General features: G+C 68.6%; 17 protein-coding genes and 1 riboswitch. Of the genes, 6 read left to right on the plus strand and 11 right to left on the minus strand.

Annotated elements, in window-relative coordinates:
• Nucleotides 1-3: 3 nt before the first annotated feature.
• The gene (locus AAFN88_RS05760) at nt 4-291 is read right to left on the minus strand and encodes a TMEM165/GDT1 family protein (protein WP_347518932.1); all 288 of its coding nucleotides are present in this window, start codon (nt 289-291) and stop codon (nt 4-6) included.
• A gap of 90 nt (nt 292-381) precedes the next feature.
• Nucleotides 382-494, minus strand: a riboswitch (yybP-ykoY riboswitch).
• Nucleotides 495-688: 194 nt separating this feature from the next.
• Here AAFN88_RS05760 and speD point away from each other — a divergent pair.
• Together speD and speE are read left to right on the plus strand one after the other, a co-directional pair.
• Nucleotides 689-1,177: an adenosylmethionine decarboxylase gene (gene speD / locus AAFN88_RS05765; protein WP_347518933.1), complete on the plus strand. Its 489-nt coding sequence runs from the start codon at nt 689-691 to the stop codon at nt 1,175-1,177.
• A complete protein-coding gene (speE, locus tag AAFN88_RS05770) occupies nt 1,174-2,022 on the plus strand; it encodes a polyamine aminopropyltransferase (protein WP_347518934.1) in 849 nt (282 codons plus the stop codon). The genes speD and speE overlap by 4 nt, the downstream gene beginning before the upstream one ends.
• Nucleotides 2,023-2,151: 129 nt before the next feature.
• Here speE and AAFN88_RS05775 read toward each other — a convergent pair whose 3' ends face one another.
• From AAFN88_RS05775 to purD, 3 genes are read right to left on the minus strand one after another with little or no spacing between them, the layout of a single operon-like run.
• Nucleotides 2,152-2,688, minus strand: coding sequence for a GNAT family N-acetyltransferase (locus AAFN88_RS05775; RefSeq protein WP_347518936.1), 537 nt, complete (start codon nt 2,686-2,688; stop codon nt 2,152-2,154).
• Nucleotides 2,689-2,695: 7 nt separating this feature from the next.
• Nucleotides 2,696-3,331 (minus strand): class I SAM-dependent methyltransferase, encoded by a 636-nt coding sequence (locus AAFN88_RS05780; RefSeq protein WP_347518937.1) that lies wholly within the window; start codon nt 3,329-3,331, stop codon nt 2,696-2,698.
• 10 nt (nt 3,332-3,341) lie between these two features.
• A complete protein-coding gene (gene purD / locus AAFN88_RS05785) occupies nt 3,342-4,622 on the minus strand; it encodes a phosphoribosylamine--glycine ligase (RefSeq protein ID WP_347518939.1) in 1,281 nt (426 codons plus the stop codon).
• 82 nt (nt 4,623-4,704) lie between these two features.
• On the opposite strand from purD, the gene xseA reads away from it, so the two are divergent.
• Complete coding sequence (gene xseA, locus AAFN88_RS05790) at nt 4,705-6,231, plus strand: exodeoxyribonuclease VII large subunit (RefSeq protein ID WP_347518941.1); 1,527 nt, start codon at nt 4,705-4,707, stop codon at nt 6,229-6,231.
• On the plus strand, nt 6,228-7,049 hold the full coding sequence (locus AAFN88_RS05795) for a M23 family metallopeptidase (protein WP_347518942.1): 822 nt from the start codon (nt 6,228-6,230) through the stop codon (nt 7,047-7,049). The genes xseA and AAFN88_RS05795 overlap by 4 nt, the downstream gene beginning before the upstream one ends.
• Nucleotides 7,050-7,176: 127 nt before the next feature.
• Here the strand turns inward: AAFN88_RS05795 and AAFN88_RS05800 are convergent, their stop codons facing one another.
• Genes AAFN88_RS05800 through AAFN88_RS05815 form a run of 4 tightly spaced genes read right to left on the minus strand, consistent with a single transcriptional unit; the run spans nt 7,177 to nt 11,665 of the window.
• On the minus strand, nt 7,177-8,097 hold the full coding sequence (locus AAFN88_RS05800) for a lauroyl acyltransferase (RefSeq protein WP_347518943.1): 921 nt from the start codon (nt 8,095-8,097) through the stop codon (nt 7,177-7,179).
• Nucleotides 8,094-9,095: a tetraacyldisaccharide 4'-kinase gene (gene lpxK, locus AAFN88_RS05805; protein ID WP_347518945.1), complete on the minus strand. Its 1,002-nt coding sequence runs from the start codon at nt 9,093-9,095 to the stop codon at nt 8,094-8,096. Before lpxK ends, AAFN88_RS05800 begins: the two co-directional genes overlap by 4 nt.
• Nucleotides 9,082-9,825, minus strand: a complete 744-nt coding sequence (locus AAFN88_RS05810) for a lysophospholipid acyltransferase family protein (RefSeq protein WP_347518947.1) — start codon at nt 9,823-9,825, stop codon at nt 9,082-9,084. The genes lpxK and AAFN88_RS05810 overlap by 14 nt, the downstream gene beginning before the upstream one ends.
• Before the next feature lie 37 nt (nt 9,826-9,862).
• Nucleotides 9,863-11,665, minus strand: a complete 1,803-nt coding sequence (locus AAFN88_RS05815; RefSeq protein ID WP_347518950.1) for an ABC transporter ATP-binding protein — start codon at nt 11,663-11,665, stop codon at nt 9,863-9,865.
• A 182-nt stretch (nt 11,666-11,847) separates the two neighbouring features.
• Between AAFN88_RS05815 and AAFN88_RS05820 the strand changes: the two genes are divergently transcribed.
• Nucleotides 11,848-12,846 carry a diacylglycerol kinase family protein gene (locus tag AAFN88_RS05820; protein WP_347518952.1) on the plus strand — a complete coding sequence of 333 codons (999 nt, stop codon included), beginning with the start codon at nt 11,848-11,850 and terminating at the stop codon, nt 12,844-12,846.
• A gap of 131 nt (nt 12,847-12,977) precedes the next feature.
• The gene (locus tag AAFN88_RS05825; RefSeq protein ID WP_347518953.1) at nt 12,978-14,042 is read left to right on the plus strand and encodes a hypothetical protein; all 1,065 of its coding nucleotides are present in this window, start codon (nt 12,978-12,980) and stop codon (nt 14,040-14,042) included.
• Between the two features lie 37 nt (nt 14,043-14,079).
• Here AAFN88_RS05825 and AAFN88_RS05830 read toward each other — a convergent pair whose 3' ends face one another.
• The 3 genes from AAFN88_RS05830 to AAFN88_RS05840 form a co-directional block, all read right to left on the minus strand.
• Complete coding sequence (locus AAFN88_RS05830) at nt 14,080-14,595, minus strand: PAS domain-containing protein (protein WP_347518956.1); 516 nt, start codon at nt 14,593-14,595, stop codon at nt 14,080-14,082.
• Nucleotides 14,596-14,779: 184 nt separating this feature from the next.
• Nucleotides 14,780-15,373, minus strand: a complete 594-nt coding sequence (locus AAFN88_RS05835; RefSeq protein ID WP_347518959.1) for a DUF2239 family protein — start codon at nt 15,371-15,373, stop codon at nt 14,780-14,782.
• A gap of 129 nt (nt 15,374-15,502) precedes the next feature.
• Nucleotides 15,503-16,966 (minus strand): RimK family protein, encoded by a 1,464-nt coding sequence (locus AAFN88_RS05840; RefSeq protein WP_347518960.1) that lies wholly within the window; start codon nt 16,964-16,966, stop codon nt 15,503-15,505.
• Nucleotides 16,967-16,976 lie beyond the last annotated feature (10 nt).

The following is a 16,976-nucleotide window of genomic DNA, read 5'->3' on the forward strand; positions in this document are numbered from 1 at the left end:
CAGCTATGCCGCCGGGGCGGCCTGGAAATGATCCCACACCGTCCACAGGCCGATGGCGACGAAGCCGAGGCCGGCCAGCAGCTTCAGCGGCAGCATGGTCAGCCAGCGCTCCGCGGCGACGCCCAGCGCGACCGCCAGGGCCGTCGAGCAGACCAGCGCGGCGGCGGCGGCCAGGAAGACCAGCAGCGGCGAGGACTCCCGCTCGGCGGCGAAGAGAATGGTCGCGAGCTGGGTCTTGTCGCCCAGTTCGGCCAGAAAGACGGTGGTGAAGATGACGAGGATTTCGCTCATTGTTTTTCGATCTCTCCGGAGCCGGCATCCCACTATGACGCGCCGTGCGGGCCGGCTCCTGCTGCCCCACGGAACGTCATAGGTCTCGCCAAATCCAAAGGATCCGCCCGCACCATGGCCCTTGGGACAGCGTCCCGGCGCCAAGTCTGTTGATACGGGCCCCCGTTTGAGCCGGGGCGGCTACTCCCCTACGAACGGGCCGGTAATAGGCGATCCGAGCGGCGGTGGCAAGAGGCCGCGTCAGGGTTAACGGGCGCGCGGTCCGGCGGCTCAAATCCGCCGCTCTTGATTATCCGGCGGGCATCCCAACTTTTCCCTTGCATTGAGGCGCTAAAAAACCGACAACGCGCGCCTCAGTTTTTAGCTGGGTCAATCTACTGGTTGCGTTGGAGGACCGATGGCACAGGCACGCGCCCTCTTCCAACTGGGGATCGACTTGGACGAGAACCCAAGCGCCTCCAAAACGGAAGAACAGAACGACATCACTCCCGCCTTCGTAGAAGGTGAGGAGCGTAAGGACTTTTTCATCGAGCGCGATGGCGAGCGCTTTGCCGGCACACATCTGATCGTCGATCTGTGGGGCGCCGAAGGGATCAACGACCTCGCCTACGTCGAAGAGACGCTGCGCGAGTGCGTGGACGCCGCCGAGGCCACGCTGTTGCACATCCACCTGCATCACTTCACGCCGAACGACGGAATTTCGGGCGTGGCGGTGCTGGCGGAATCGCACATCTCCATCCACTCCTGGCCGGAAACCGGCTACGCGGCGCTCGATATCTTCATGTGCGGCGCGGCCAAGCCGGAGCAGGCGGTGGAGGTGCTGCGCAGACGCTTCAAGCCCTCGCGCGTCGTGGTCGAGGAGCATCGGCGGGGCCGCGGCCTGTGAGCCGCTGGCGCGTCGAACAGCTTCACGCCGACTTCCAGCTTGGCCTCAAGGCCGACAAGGTTCTCTACGACAGCGAGACGGACCATCAGCGTCTCGTTGTCTTCGAGAACAGGACCTTCGGCCGCGTACTGACCCTGGACAGCGTGGTGCAGACGACCGAGAAGGACGAGTTCATCTATCACGAGATGCTCGCCCATCTGCCGATCCTCGCCCACGGTGCGGCGAAGAAGGTGCTGATCGTCGGCGGCGGCGACGGCGGCATGCTGGAAGAGGTGCTGAAGCACGCGGGCGTCGAGAAAGTGACCCAGGTCGAGATCGACGCCGGGGTCATCGACTTTTCCAAGCAGTACCTGCCGTCGATCTGCAAGCAGGCCTACGACGACCCGCGCCTCGACCTGGTGATCGCCGACGGCGCCGACTTCGTCGCTAACTGCACGGAGCGCTACGACGTGGCCATCGTCGATTCCACCGATCCGCTGGGGCCGGGCGAGGTACTCTTCACCGATACCTTCTACGGCAAGGCGAAGACCTGCCTGGCGCCGGGCGGTATCCTGGTCACGCAGAACGGTGTGCCCTTCCTGCAGGGCGGCGAGCTGACGAACACGATGCGGGCTTTCAAGGCGCTCTTCGCCGATGCCGCCTGCTATCTGGCGACGGTGCCGACCTATGCCGGCGGGCCCATGGCCTTCGGCTGGGGCTGCGACGACCCGGCCAGGCGGCAGGTCGACCAGGAGACGCTGGAGCGGCGCTATGAGGCGGCGGGGATCGAAACCCGCTACTACAACCCGGCGGTCCACCGCGGCGCCTTCGCCCTGCCGAACTACATCAAAGAGCTGATTCCCTAAAGCGACGTTCCCTTATCTCAGTCTGTCATGCGCGGGCTTGACCCGAGCATCCATGATGGACCCTCGGGTCAAGCCCGAGGGTGACATTCTAGAAAGCGGGCAGTTGGGTGCGCGTTGGCCGTTGGGGGCTTACGTTCTCACCCGCTCCAGCAGGATGACGGGGTCGCCCATGAACTCGGTCTCGGCGAATTTCCTGAAGCCGCACTTCTCGGCGACGCGCAGGGAGCCGGCGTGGGCCTTGTCGATCATGCAGACGAAGCGGGTCATGCCCAGTTCACGCTCGCCCCAGGCGAGGGCGGCTTCGGCTGCTTCGGTGGCGTAACCCTTGCCGTGCGACCAGGAGGCCAGCACCCAGCCGGCCTCCGGCGTGCCGTCGAAGTCCGCTCCGATGCCGCGCTTGAAGTCGGCAAAGCCGACCTCGCCGACGAAGCGGCCGCTGCCGCGTTCCTCCACCATCCAGAAACCGAAGCTTTGCAGGGACCAGTGGCCGGCGCTGTGCAGCAGCCGCGACCAGCTCTCCGCCGGGCTGCGGGTCTTGCCGCCGATGTAGCGGGCGACTTCCGGGTCGGCGCGCAGGGCGGCATAGTCCGGGAAGTCGTCGAGCCTGTGGCCGCGCAGGATCAGGCGGTCGGTGGTCAGGACGGGAATGTCGTGATGCGCTGTCATGGCGGCGCTACGCGGGCTTCCGCGCCACGATGAACACCGCCTTGCCCTTGCCCGGCCGCCACTGATGGTCGATGGCGAAGCCGGCGGCGGCCAGGGCGTCCAGCAGGCCTCGTTCGGTGAAGATATTGACCGGCGGGAAAAAGCCGAGGAAGTGCCCGGCCGCCAGGAACGGCCGCAGCAGGAAGGACATGTCTGCGATGCAGACGGTGCTGGAGACGAAAACGCCGCCGGGCTTCAGCATCCGATGGACCTTCGCGGCGGCCGCATCCTTGTCGTGCAGCAGATGCAGGATGCTGTGTCCCAGGACCACGTCGAAGCTCTCGTCCGGCGTCTCGAAATCGTCGATGGCCGCCTGTTCGAAGCTCACGTTGCCGATCCCGGCGGCGGCGGCCTTGCCGCGGGCGATCTCCAGCATCTTCGCCGAGATGTCGGTGGCCAGAATGCGCCTGACATGAGGGGCAAGGGTCAGTGCCGTCGATCCGGTGCCGCAGCCGAACTCCAGTACCTCCATCTCGGGGCGCAGATACTCCCGCGTCTTGGCCAGCTTGGTCCGGTAAGCGGCCTCGTCGGCGACCGGCCGGCGCGCGTAGCGCTCGGCGGTCCGGTCCCAGAAGCGGCGGGAGGACTCGCTGGTCGCCTCCATGGGGGGCCGCCTAGCCGCGCCGCACGGCGCGCCAGCCGATGTCGCGGCGGCAGAAGCCTTCCGGCCAGTCGATCTTGTCGACGGCGGCATAGGCGCGTTCCTGGGCTTCCTTGATGCTGGGCGCCATGGCGGTGACGTTAAGGACGCGCCCGCCGTTGGCCAGGATCTCGCCCTCGGGGCCCGGTTTGGTGCCGGCATGGAAGACCTTCACGTCGTCGGAGTTGCCGCCGGCGGTCTCCAGGCCGCGGATCACCGAACCCTTCTCGTAGGCGCCGGGATAGCCCTTGGCGGCCATGACCACGGTCAGCGCCGCGTCCTCGTACCAGCGCAGATCGAAGCTGGACAGTTGGCCGTCCGAGCTGGCGATGAGGGCCGGCAGCAGGTCCGACATCAGGCGCATCAGCACCACCTGGCATTCCGGGTCGCCGAAGCGCACGTTGTATTCGATCAGTTCCGGCCCCTTGCCGGTGATCATCAGGCCGGCGTAGAGCACGCCCTTGTAGGGCATGCCCTCGGCCTTCATCGCCGCCACGGTCGGCAGGATGATGCGCTCCATGGTCTGGTCGATCAGGTCCCGGGTCATCACCGGGGCGGGGGAGTAGGCGCCCATGCCGCCGGTGTTGGGGCCTTCGTCGCCGTCGAAGGCGCGCTTGTGGTCCTGGGCGGTGACCAGCGGCAGGGCGGTCTCGCCGTCGACCAGGGCGAAGAAGCTGGCTTCCTCGCCTTCCAGGAAAGCCTCGATGACCAGTTCCGCGCCGGCCTCGCCGAAGGCGCCGCCGGCCATGGCCTCGTCGATGGCGGCCAGGGCTTCGTCCTCGGTCATGGCGACGGTGACGCCCTTGCCGGCGGCGAGACCGTCGGCCTTCACCACGATGGGGGCGCCTTGCTCGCGCACGTAGGCCTTGGCCGCGGCGGCCTCGGTGAAGCGCCCATAGGCGGCCGTGGGGATGCCGTACTTGGCGCAGATGTCCTTGGTGAAGCCCTTGGAGCCCTCCAATTGGGCCGCGGCGGCCGAGGGGCCGAAGGCCTTGACCCCGATCTCATCCAGGCGGTCCACCAGGCCCAGGACCAGCGGCGCCTCCGGGCCGACCACCACGTAGTCGACGGCCTCCTTCTGCACGAAGGCGACCAGGGCCTCGACGTCCTCGGCGGCGATGGGCACGCACTCGGCTTCCTCGGCGATGCCGGCGTTGCCCGGCGCGCAGAAGAGCTTGTGGCAGAGGGGAGAGGCCGCGATGGTCCAGCACAGCGCGTGCTCGCGCCCGCCGCCGCCCACAACCAGTACCTTCATGCTGCCCCCGTTATCCTCAGAAATTAGCTGTCTGCGCCATGGCCTGCACGGCGGGGCTCTTGTAGCATAGCGGCCAGGGACCATGAGCGATTTTTATCCAGAATCAGGCCCCGCAGGCGGCGGCTTCGCGGGGAACGCACCAGGGAATGTCCCGGAATTCTCGGTTTCGGAGATTTCCCAGGCGGTGAAGCGCACCCTCGAAGGCACCTTCGAGCGGGTGCGCGTGCGCGGCGAGATTTCGGGGTTCAAGCGCGCGGCCTCGGGCCATCTCTACATGGCGCTGAAGGACGAGAACGCGGTGCTGGACGCCGTCTGCTGGCGCGGCACCGCCGGCAGGCTCTCCATCAAGCCGGAAGACGGCATGGAGGTCATCGCCAGCGGGCGCATCACCAGCTACCCGGGCCGCTCCAAGTACCAGATCGTCATCGATTCGCTGGAACTGGCGGGCGAGGGCGCGCTGCTGAAACTGCTGGAGGACCGGCGCCGCAAATTGGCCGAAGAGGGCCTCTTCGCCGAGGAGCGCAAGCAGGGACTGCCCTTCCTGCCGCAGGTCATCGGCGTGGTCACCTCGCCGACCGGCGCGGTCATCCGCGACATCCTGCACCGCCTGGCCGACCGCTTTCCGCGCCGGGTGCTGGTCTGGCCGGTGCTGGTGCAGGGCGAGGGTGCGGCCGAGCAGGTCGCCGCCGCGATCCGCGGCTTCAACGCTTTCCCGGCCGCGGGCGGCCCCTTGCCGCGGCCGGACCTTCTGATCGTCGCGCGCGGCGGCGGCTCCCTGGAGGATCTCTGGGCCTTCAACGAGGAGGTCGTGGTGCGCGCCGCCGCCGAGTCGCGGATTCCGCTGATCTCCGCCGTCGGCCACGAGACCGACACCACCCTCATCGACTTCGCCGCCGACCGCCGCGCGCCGACGCCCACCGCCGCGGCCGAGATGGCGGTGCCGGTGCGCCGCGACCTGCTGATCCAGGCCGGCGATCTTGAGCGCCGTCTGCTGGCCGCCACGACGCGGCTGGTGGCGGAGCGCCGGGAGCGGCTGGAGGGGCTGGGCCGCGGCCTCGTCGACCCCAAGCGCCTGGTGGAGGAAATGAGCCAGCGCCTGGACGAGCGCGCCGAGCGCCTGAAGGCTGCGTGGAATGGGCTGCTGCGCGACTGGCAGGCGCGCCTCGACCGCCTGCAGGCCAGCCTGCCGCATCCGCGCCAGCTCTTGGCGGTGAAGGCCGAGCAGCTTGCCGGCCCGGCGGGCCGTCTCGACTATATCCGCCCGCGCCTGCTGGCCGAGCGGCGGCGCGAAGTCGACGGTCTTAACCGGGTGTTGGAGAGTATCTCCTATACCAATGTCTTGAAACGCGGCTACGCGGTGGTGATGGGCCCGGAAGGTGTCGTGACCAAGCCCGAGGAGGTCACGCCGGGCCTGGCCCTGGAGCTGCGGTTCGCCTCCGGCAGCGCGGCGGCCACCGGCGGGGCCGGCCAGCCGGCTTCCCAATCGGCAGAGGCCCCGGCATCCGCCGAGAAGCCGGCGGCCAATAAGCCGGCGGCCAATAAGCCGGCGGCCCGCAAGGGTGAAAAGAAGACGCCGTCCTCCGACGATCCACAGGGGTCCCTGTTGTGACCAGAGCTTTGTTGAGCGCCATCGTCCTGTTGCTTGCGGTCTCCTCCGCCCGGGCGGAGGAGCTGACCCTGGACGGCCAGTTCACCCAGGGCGGCCTCGTCTTCGGCAAGACACTTCCCGGCGCCACGGCCAGCCTGGACGGCGAGGCGCTGCGCGTGACCCCGGACGGGCGCTTCATCTTCGGCTTCGGGCGCGACCACGCGCCCAGGGCGACGCTAACGGTGACCGTGCCCGGCGGCGCCGTGATCACCCGCGAGTTGGAGGTGGCGCAGCGCGCGTACGACATCCAGCGCATCGACGGCATCAAGAAGGACTACGTGAGCCCGCCCGAGGAGGTGCTGGCGCGCATCCGCGCCGACGCGGCGGCGGCGGCCGAGGCGCGCACCGCCGACCGTCCGGAGAGCGATTTCGACTCGGGCTTCATCTGGCCCGCCACCGGGCCGATTTCCGGCGTCTACGGCTCGCAGCGCATCCTGAACGGCGAGCCGCGCCAGCCGCACTACGGCGTCGACGTGGCGGGCCCCGTGGGGACGCCGGTCATGGCGCCGGCCAACGGCGTGGTGACGCTGGCCCACCCCGATATGTACTTCTCCGGCGCTACGCTGATCATCGACCACGGTCACCGTCTCAGTTCCTCCTTCCTGCACCTGGAGGAAATCCTGGTGCAAGTGGGCCAGCGGGTGAAGCAAGGTGAGGTGGTGGCCCTGATGGGCAAGTCGGGCCGCGTCACCGGCCCGCACCTGGATTGGCGCATGAACTGGCGCGGCGAACGCATCGACCCGGCCCTGCTGGTCCCGCCGATGCCGAAGAGCGAGTAGGCGGGCACATACCCCCCACCCTAACCCTCCCCCATAAGGGGGGAGGGGATTGTGGCGGAGCGCTTCTTCTCCCCCTCCCCCTTGATGGGGGAGGGATGGGGTGGGGGTGGCTCTCGGTCTAGGTCGTCTAAGGCCGGTCCCAGCGGCGGTGCAGCCACAGCCAGTCCTCGGGGCGCCGGCGGATCCAGCGTTCCAGAATCCGGTTCACCTCGGTCATCATGGCCTTGGCGGCTTCCTGTCTGTCCTCCAGGGCGGGGCGGGCCAGCGGCTCTTCCACCGTCAGGCGGAAGCGGGCGCCGCCCAGGCGCTCCAGGTGCGCCGGGAAAACCTCCACGTCGTGGTCCAGGGCCAAGCGTGCGATGCCCAGATTGGTACGCGCCGGCCTGCCGAAGAGCGGCAGGGGCACGCCCTGGCTGACCCGCTGGTCGACCAGCACCCCCAGGTTCTGGCCCTGCTGCAGCAGCTTCACCGCCTGGCGGGCGCCGCTGACGCCCTTGGGGATCTTGCCCCAGTCGCCGGTCGGGCGCTGGCGGAAGAACAGCAGAATGCGCTGGATGATGGGGTTGTTCACCGGGCGGGACACCACCGTCATGTTGTGGCCATGCTTGTAGGCCGCAATCGGCATCAGCTCGAAGTTCGCCATATGAGCGGAGATGACGATGAAGGCCTTGCCCCGGTTGCGGACCGCCGCCAGGCGCTCGGCGCCGGCTACCTCGATGCGCCCCGAGGCGGGGTCGGCGATGGCGCCCAGGTGCGGGTATTCGGCGATCATACGCCCCAGGTTTTCCCACATGCCGGCGACGATGCGGCGGCGTTCGGCCTCCGGCATCTCCGGAAAGGCGATGGCCAGGTGCTCCATGGCGCGGCGGCTGACCGCCAGGCGGCTGCCGATCTGCCGCGTCAGCCAGCCGCCCAGGTTGGAGGCCCAGTCGACCGGCAGCAGCCAGAAGATGCCGAGCAGCAGGAACTGCGCCAGCCCTTCGACGGCATGGCGGAGGGAGCGCAGGGCCTTGCGCCAGGGGCGGTGCTTGTGGGCCCAGCCGGTCATGGAGGGGAGGTCCTTGCGCGCAGTTCGGGCAGGCGCTCCAGAAGCCGGAGCAGGGCCTCCTTGTCGTCCCAGGCCAGGTCCACGTCAAGCACGGCAATGTCCGGCGCGCCGGCCCCCGGGCGCGCCGCACCCATGCGGGCCGCGTCCTTGGCGGTGGTGACCAGTTGCGCCCCGGCGGCCCGGGCGGCGCTGCGCAGGCGCGCCAGGGTCGCCGCCGTGTAGGGCTGGTGGTCGGGGAAGGACTCCGTTCCCGCCAGTTCTGCACCTTGGCCGCGCAGGGTCTCGAAGAACTTCTCCGGGCGGCCGATGCCGGCGAAGGCGAAGACGCGCTGCCCCCGCAGCGCGTCGTCCTTGGGCTGCAGGCGCGCGCGCAGAACCGCCAGGTCTTTCGCCAGGTTCTTTTCGGTTTCGCCGATATAGCCCTCTCCCACGATGACCAGCGCGTCGGCGCGGGCAAGGCCGCTGGCCGCCGTTTCGCGCAGCGGGCCCGCCGGCATGACCCGGCCGTTGCCCAGGCCGTAGCCCGCGTCGACCACCAGCAGCGAAAGGTCTTTCTTCAGGCTCGGGTTCTGGAAACCGTCGTCCATGACGATGATGTCCGCGCCGGCCTCCGCCGCGGCCCTGGCCCCGGCGACCCGGTCGCGCGAGACCCAGGTGGGCGCGGCCGCGGCCAGCAGCAGAGCCTCGTCGCCGACGTCCGCCGCGTCGTGCTCGCCCGGCACCACGCGCAGCGGCCCCGCCGCCGCGCCGCCGTAGCCGCGGGTCAGGGCGGCGGGCCTCAGGCCACGGTCTTTCAGGATTTCGAGCAGGGAGAGCGCCACCGGCGTCTTGCCGGCGCCGCCAGCCACCAGGTTGCCGACGCAGATCACCGGAACGGCCGCCTGCCAGGGCCTGGCGGCGGCGCGGCGGGCCACGCCGGCCAGGTGATAGATGCCGCCCAGCGGGTTCAGCAACCGCGCCAACAGGCCGTCGCGGTGCCAGAAGTCAGGCGCTTGCATGGCGGTCTTCCGCTTTGCCCGCCGCGACTTCCGGGGCGGCGGCCTCGATCTCTTCCTGGCCCAGGGCGCGCTCGGCTTCGTTGGTCAGGCTGTTGAGGCAATCCTCAGCCGTCCGGCGGCAGCGCTCCAGGGTCTCGGCGTCGGCCTCGCGCGGCACCGTGATCGGCGGGCCGAAATGTATCACCGCGCGGGCGAAAGGCAGCGGCAGGCAGAAGCGGTCCCAGGTCCGGAAAAGCTTGCGCGGCCGGGCGCTGCCGGTCAGCGCCACCAGCGGCGCGCCGGTCATCTGGGCCGCCTTCACGGCGCCGGACTTGAAGCGCATGCGCGGGCCCTTGGGGCCGTCGGGGGTGATCACCACGGTGGTGCCCTGTTTCAGCAGGCGGCTCATGCCGCGCAGGGCCGTGGCGCCGCCGCGCCGGCTTGAGCCGGCGATCGTCTCGTAGCCGAAGGCCCGGGCGCCGCGTGCGATGAGCTGCCCGTCACGGTGGCCGGAGGCGACCACGCCCATAAGCTTGGGCGGCTTCGGCCAGCCGCCGGAGAGAAAGAACATGCGGCCGTGCCACATGCAGAGGATCATCGGCTTGCCGGCGTCGAGCAGGGCCCGGGTCTCCGGATCGATGCGCCGTTCCCAGCGCACCGTCAGGTGGAACAGCCACATGAGGCCGGCGATCCCGTAGCCGAAGAGCTTCTGCGCCGGTTCCGACTTGATCCATGTGGAGAGGATTTTCACGGCGGGAGGGCGCTCCGCGGCTCTCGGGGGCTGCAGGTCAGGCCTGGACGCGCAGGTCTTTGGGGGTGCCCTTCGCGGTTCCGCCGTCTTCCTGTTCGGCGAACTGCATGGCGTAGAGCCGCGCGTAGTGGCCGCCGCGGGCCAGCAGTTCGGCGTGGCTGCCGCGCTCGATGATCCGGCCTTCCTCGATCACGTAGATCAGGTCGGCGTCGACGACCGTGGAGAGGCGGTGGGCGATGACGAAGGTGGTGCGGCCCTGCATGAGCTGGCCCAGGGCGCGCTGCACGTGGCGTTCGGACTCGCTGTCCAGGGCCGAGGTGGCCTCGTCGAGCAGCAGGATCGGCGCGTCCTTCAACATGGCGCGGGCGATGGCGATGCGCTGGCGCTGGCCGCCGGAGAGGTTGCTGCCGCGCGGCCCGACCGGCGTGTCGTAGCCCTGGGGGAAGGCAAGGATGAAGTCGTGGGCGCCGGCCATGCGCGCGGCTTCCTCGATCTCCGCCTCGCCGGCGCCGGGGCGGCCGTAGGCGATGTTGGCGCGCACCGTGTCGTCGAACAGCAGTATCTCCTGGCTGACCAGGGCGATGGCGTGGCGCAGGGAGTCCAGGGTCACGCCGCGCAGGTCCTGGCCGTCGATGGTGACGCTGCCGCCCGAGGGGTCGTAGAAGCGCGGGATGAGGTTCAGGATGGTCGACTTGCCGGCGCCCGAGGGTCCGACCAGGGCCACGGTCTTGCCGCCCGGCGCTTCCAGGCTGACACCGTGCAGCGCCGCCTTGGCGTCGTCATAGGAAAAATGCACGTCGTTGAAGCGGACTTCGCCCAGGCCGATCCGCAGCGGCTCGGCGCCGGGGGTGTCGGTGATCTGCGGCGGCATGTCCAGCAGGGCGAAGACGCGCTGCGCGGCGGCCAGGCCGTTCTGCAGTTGCGCGTTCAGCTTGCTCAGGCGCTTCAGCGGCTCGTAGGCCAGCAGCAGGGCGAAGATGAAGGTGAAGAGCGAGCCTGCGTCGCGCTCGCCGGTGATCACCTCGCTGCCGCCGTAGAGGATTACCGCGGCGATGGCGAAGCCGCCCAGTGCCTCCATCACCGGATGGATGATGTTGCTGACCCGCGCGGATTTCTGGTTGAGGCGGAAGACTTCCTCGATGGCCGCGTCGGCGCGCTGGGATTCGTAGCGCTCCATGACATAGGCCTTGACGTGGCGAATGCCCTGGAAGGCCTCGTCCAGCAGGGTGGTCAGGCGTCCCATCTGCTGCTGGTTCTTGCCGGAAACCTTGCGCATGGACCGCCCGATGCGCACCGAGGGCAGGATCGCCAGCGGCAGGATCACCGTGGTGATCAGCGCCAGCAGCCAGTCCTCGGCGAACATGACGCCGACCAGGAAGATCGCCGTCAGGCTGTCCTTGCCGATGGCGGTCAAGGTCGAGGAGGCCATGTTGCGCAGCAGGTTTACGTCGTTGATGAAGTGGGAGATCAGCGTGCCCGGCGAATTGTGGTGGAAGAAAGCCAGGTCGGCGCCGATCAGCTTGTCGAAGAGCTGCTGTTGGATGCGCGCCACCACCCGGTGGCCGACGAAGCTCATCAGCACCGCCTGGCCGTAGGCGGCGAAGCCGCGCAGCGTGAAGACCGCGACGGTGGCGATGGCGATGGGGTAGAGCAGTTCGGCGCGCTGGGCGATGAAGATCTCGTTCACCACCGGCTTGATGAGCTGGGTGAAGGCGGCGGTGGTGGCGGCGACGACGCCCATGCCGATGAGCGCCAGGGCGATGCGGCCCTTGTGCCGGGCGATGTAGTCGCGCAGCAGCCGGCGAACCAGCACCTTGGTGTGCTCGTCGCGCAGGTCCACCTTCTTTTTGGAAGATTTACGTTGGTCCGACAAATTGTTCGGGGGAGCGCCGAGAGGCCCCATCAGCCGTTAATGAGGGCGGAAGTTTACCATGCCGCCCGGTGCTGCGTCACGCGGCCAAAAGCCGCTGCCGCCGGGGCTTTGCGGCTGCCATAGGCGTGGATTTCGCAGGCCGAGGCGCTATGATCCGCCAAATCATGGTCGATACGCCGGAAAACGGCGGCGCCCCGCGGCGTCTGCTGGTCATCTACAACCCCACCGCCGGGGGGCGCCGCCGTCAGCGATTTGAAGCCGTGCTGGCGGAGTTGGCCGGATTCGGCTGTTCACTGGACGTGCGCCCGACCGGCGGGCCCGGTGACGCCGCCGCCCTGGCGCGGGCGGCCGACCCTGCGGGCTGCGACCTGGTGGTCGCCGCCGGCGGCGACGGCACCATCAACGAGGTGATCAACGGCCTGGTCGCTGGCCAGGTCGGCGGCCAGGTTGGCGGCCAGGTCGGCGGCCAGGTCGGCGCGGACGCCGCCGGCCGGGGGCCTCTGCCGCTTGCGGTGCTGCCGCTGGGCACGGCCAACGTGCTGGCCGCCGAGCTGGGCCTCGACCTGGTGCCGGCGAACATCGCCCGGGTCATCGCCGGCGGGCCGCTGCGCAGCGTCTGCCTGGGCCAGGCCAGCGTGCCCGGCGCGCCGCTGCGGCACTTCTCCCTCATGGCCGGCGCCGGCTTCGACGCGCGCGTCGTCGATGGCGTCGACCTCTGCATGAAGCGCCTGCTCGGCAAGGGCGCCTACCTGTTGGAGGGCTTCCGCCAGATGTCCCTGAAGAAGCCGCCGCCGATGCGGGTCACGGTCGACGGCGAAGTCCACGAGGCGGCGTCGGTCGTCGTCAGCAAGGTGCGCTTCTACGGCGGACGCTACCTGCTGGCGCCCGAGGCGCGCCTGGCGGACCCGCTGCTGCACGTCTGCCTGTTCCGCCACGGCGATGCGTTGAGCATCCTGCGCTACGCCGCGGCGCTGCAGCGCGGCCGGTTGCCCGGTATGGCGGGCTTCCGGATCGTCACCGGCCGGGACATCCGCATCGAAGGCGGCCCCGGCGCGCCGCTGCAGGCCGACGGCGACATCATCGGCCGGCTGCCCGCGCGGATCGGCGTGCTGCCCCATGGCCTGCGCATGGCGGCGGCGGAGGTTTAGCGCCCTGCGGCGCTGCCGCGCCGGCGGAGTGGATAAGACTCGCCAACCGGGAGGACGGCCGCATCGCGCCGGTCATCCAGTTGCTCGGAAAGGAGGACATCCGCGTACGCCCCGATGACAACAAGGAACTGATGGCGACGCCCAACTTCATCTTCCTGCCGGTCGCCGACGCGGGGCACGGGAACGTCATCCGCTTCGCCGCGGACGCCACGAAAGACAGGGCCGAGGCCGAAGCGCGCGCGGAACGCAAACGGCTCTTCAAGCTGGCGCTGGCGCGCAGCATCCCGGAGCTGCGGCGGGACTTCACTTCCAACCGGACCAACGAGGCCTTTCTGGACCGCGCCGACAGCGATCGCGCCAAGACCAAGCATGTGGTCTTCGTCGTTCACGGCATACGCGACTGGGGCGGCTGGATGGGCGAGTTCAAGCAGGAGCTCGAGGCGCAGGATCCCACGGTCAGGGTCGTCACCTCGAAGTACGGGTACTTCCCGATGTTCCGCTTTCTGCTCTTCGACGACCGCGAGGAGAACGTTCGCTGGTTCGTCGATCAATATATCGAAACCCTGGCGCTCTATCCCAATGCGGAGCGACGAAGCTTCATCGGGCACAGCAATGGCACCTATCTGCTGGCGAGCGCGTTGCAGAACTATCAAGCCATCTATTTCGACCGGGTTTATTTCGCAGGGAGCGTGGTGCCGTCGGATTTCGGCTGGAACGAGCTTCTGAGGGCGCGGCGTATCGGCGTTCTGCGCAACGATATCGCCCAGGGCGACTGGGTGGTTGCGCTGGGGCCGAAATTCTACCAGCAGGTGAAGAACCTCTTCGGCCTCGAGAATACCGTGTTCTTCAACCTCGGCAGCGGCGGCTTCAACGGATTCATCGAAACCGCCGGGCACCAGTACGTCGGCATGCTGGCCGGCGGGCATAGCGCCGCGCTGGAGTCGCCGCAGAACAGGAAGTCGATCCGGTCTTTCATTCTCACCGGCGCGACCTCCGGTCTGCCGCGAAGCGACGGCGCGGGGATGCTGGGGGTCCTGTCGAATGTCGCCTGGGCGGTCTGGCTTCTGGCCGCCGCTGCCGTCACGGCGTTGGGCTGGGCGATCTGGCGGTGTCTGGCGGTGGTGCGCCGGGCCGGCGTCATCGTCTTCGTCGCGGTCTACGCGGCGCTGGTTTTCGTGGTGCTGAACACCGTGTAGGGAGCCGCTGCCGTTTGCCCTCCAATCGTGATCGGATCTAGTGCTCCTGCCAGATGTAGCCGATGGCGAAGCGGTTCCCCTGGTGGTCCTGCATCGGCAGGGTCAGGTCGCGGAGCACGCAGTGGGGCCGGTCGAGGTATTCCATGTTGTAGGCCAGAATGGCGGTGCGGTTCTCGAAGTAGACGATCCGGTCCGATTGCTTCCATAGCGCGTTGACGTCGCCGCGCACAAAGTCGTCCGTGCGAAGGCCGATGACGTCCTCGTTCCACACGGCCTTCAGGTCCTCGCCCATCAGGCGCATCCGGCTTTGCCGCTCTTCCGGGTCCCATTCCTCGATGTAGATGTTGGAGAGCAGCGCCGGTACCTCCAGCGGATCGAACTGCTGCTTCATCGCGAGACCGTGCTCCCGCAGCAACCGCGACCAGTAGTTGAAAAGTTGGAGCGCACTGTCGTTGCCGACCAGGCGACGAAATTCGGTCGTGTCCGCACCTGCCAGGATGTCCTCGACGGAGGGGCCGGGAATCAGCCCCGGCGCAAGTAAGTCAGAATTCATTGCGTTGGTTCGCTTTGGGTGCAATGGGCGTCCATGCCCGGCCGGCGACGGGCCGCCGCAGTCACGGGCCGCCGCAGTCACGGGCCGGACTTTACAGCACCCCTGCACCGGCGAACAACCGATGTGACCCACGGCCGACTCGCTTCCAGGCGTCGCTGCGGGGCGACGTGGCAAACGCCGCTTCTCACTTGGCGGCCGGATTGCCTGATTGGGGGAAGGCCCCGGCGGTCATCTTGGTGCAGTGATCGCGGACGTCGCGGGGCCAGTCCGCGATCACTGCGCCGAACCGATCCCGCTTTCCGCTGAAGAGCGCCCGCGAGGCCTCCTCGAAGCCCGGCAGGTCGCCGGCCAGGGCGGACATGAAACGATAGGCCGCATCGCGTGCCGCGGTGTGATCTCCCTTTCCGTTGCGCCGGGCCGCCTCGACCAGCCGGCGCAGCGTCGCGGAGGCGCCGCCGGGCTGGCGGTTGAGCCAGTCCCAGTGCCGCGGCAGCAGCGTGACTTCGCGCGCCACGACGCCCAGCTTCGGGCGCCCGCGGCCGCGCGGCGCAACCTCCGCGCCGCTGGTCGGCGCCGAAAGCCGATGGTCCAGGATGTCTTCGGCGCTGGCGCGGGTGTCCACGTCGACCACCCGCCCGGTGGTGTCGTCGAACACCAGGAGGGGGGCTTCGACCCCTTGCTCCTCCGCCGCCTTGACCGCAAGGGTCGCCTCGGCGAGGTCGCCTTGGGCGAGCCGCTGGTAGCCCTCGAAAACGGTGAATTGGGTAGGGTTGGTCACGGCTTCTTCTCCTCGGCCCTGGTGGTGCCGAGGTATTTACCCGGATAAAATTGGCCTGTCAATTATATCCGGGTAAAAAAATTAAGAGGGCAGGCCCCGAGACCCGCCGCTGCCCGTGATCCCTGGCCGTCAGGTCCCGCCCGTGCGGCCCTCGATGCGGCGGATGAAGTCCTGGATGATCGTCGTGTAGAGGCCGTCCTTCAGCACCGCGTCCTCGATCCCGGCGTCGAGGCTCGGATTGTCGTTGATCTCGATGACGAAAACTCCGCGCTCGTTCTGCTTCAGGTCGACGCCGTAGAGTCCGTCGCCGATCAGATTGGCGGCGGCCAAGGCCGTCTCCACCACCGCCGGCGGGGCGTCGGCGACGGCCAGGGTCTTGGAGTCGCCTTCGACGACCCTCCCCGCCGGACCGTGCTGCACGATCTGCCAATGCTTGCGCGCCATCATGTACTGCGAGACGTAGAGCGGCTTGCGGTTCAGGATGCCGACCCGCCAGTCGTACTCGGTGTACATGAACTCCTGGGCCAGGATGACGTCGGAGCGTTTCAGCAGGTCCTTGGCGGTGGCCTCCAACTCCTCGCGGTTTTCCGCCTTGTGGACGCCGCGGGAAAACGACCCGTCGGGGATCTTCAGCACGATGGGATAGGGCATGGCCCGATCGAGCTGGCCCAGGGTGTTGCTGTCGACCAGCATGGTCTTGGGCGCCGGGATCTTGTGGGCCTGCAGCAGCTCGGCCAGGTAAACCTTGTTGGTGCAGCGCAGGATGGAGCCGGGGTCGTCGATCACCGGCATGCCCTCGGCCGCCGCCTTCTTGGCGAAGCGGTAGGTGTGGTTGTCGATGCGCGTGGTCTCGCGGATGAAGAGCGCGTCGAATTCCGCCAGCTTGCCCAGGTCCCGGCGGGTCACCAGGGTGACCGCGATGCCCAGCGACCGCCCGGCCTCGGCGAACTTCTCCAGGGCCTTGGGGTCGGAGGGCGCCATGGCCTCTTCGGGGTCGTAGAGGATCGCGAGATCGTATTTGCTGGGCGCCTTCTGGCGCGGCGAGCGCCAGGCCGCCTTGGTGTAGCGGATCAGGGCGTCGGCAAAGGCGTCACCCAGTTCCGCCGGGACATCGCGCAGCGACTCGGTGCCCAGCGAGCGGATCCGCCAGTCGCGTTTGTAGCGCAATTCCACCGCGAGGATCGGCGAGCGGAAGAGGTCGAACAGCCGCCGGCCGATCTCCGCCAGCCGCTCGTCGGGATTGCGCCCGAAGAAGAAGAAGATCGTGCGGTCGTCCAGGTCGCTCTCATCCTGCAGGGCCTTGGCGAACTCGGCTTCCAGCTCCGGCAGGTGGGTGCGGTAGAGCCGCTTCCAGTTCAGCTCCAGCAGCACTTCGACGGCGGGGATGACCTTCTGGCGGCGCGCCTCGGCCAGCAGCGAGCAGTAGTAGCCCAGGCTGAGGTAGCTGGTGTCGCGGCAGAGATTGATGACCCGGACCTTGCCGCCGGAGAGCGAGGGGCGGGTGATGAAATCGCGCGGCGTCATCACCTCGATGGCCGGGTCGGGCCATTTGAAGTCCTTGGGCTGGTCGATGACGACGATGTGCTTGGCCATGCGGGACCCG

Origin of the sequence: Pelagibius sp. CAU 1746 (genome assembly GCF_039839785.1) — a bacterium.
Taxonomy (GTDB): Bacteria; Pseudomonadota; Alphaproteobacteria; order Kiloniellales; family Kiloniellaceae; genus Pelagibius.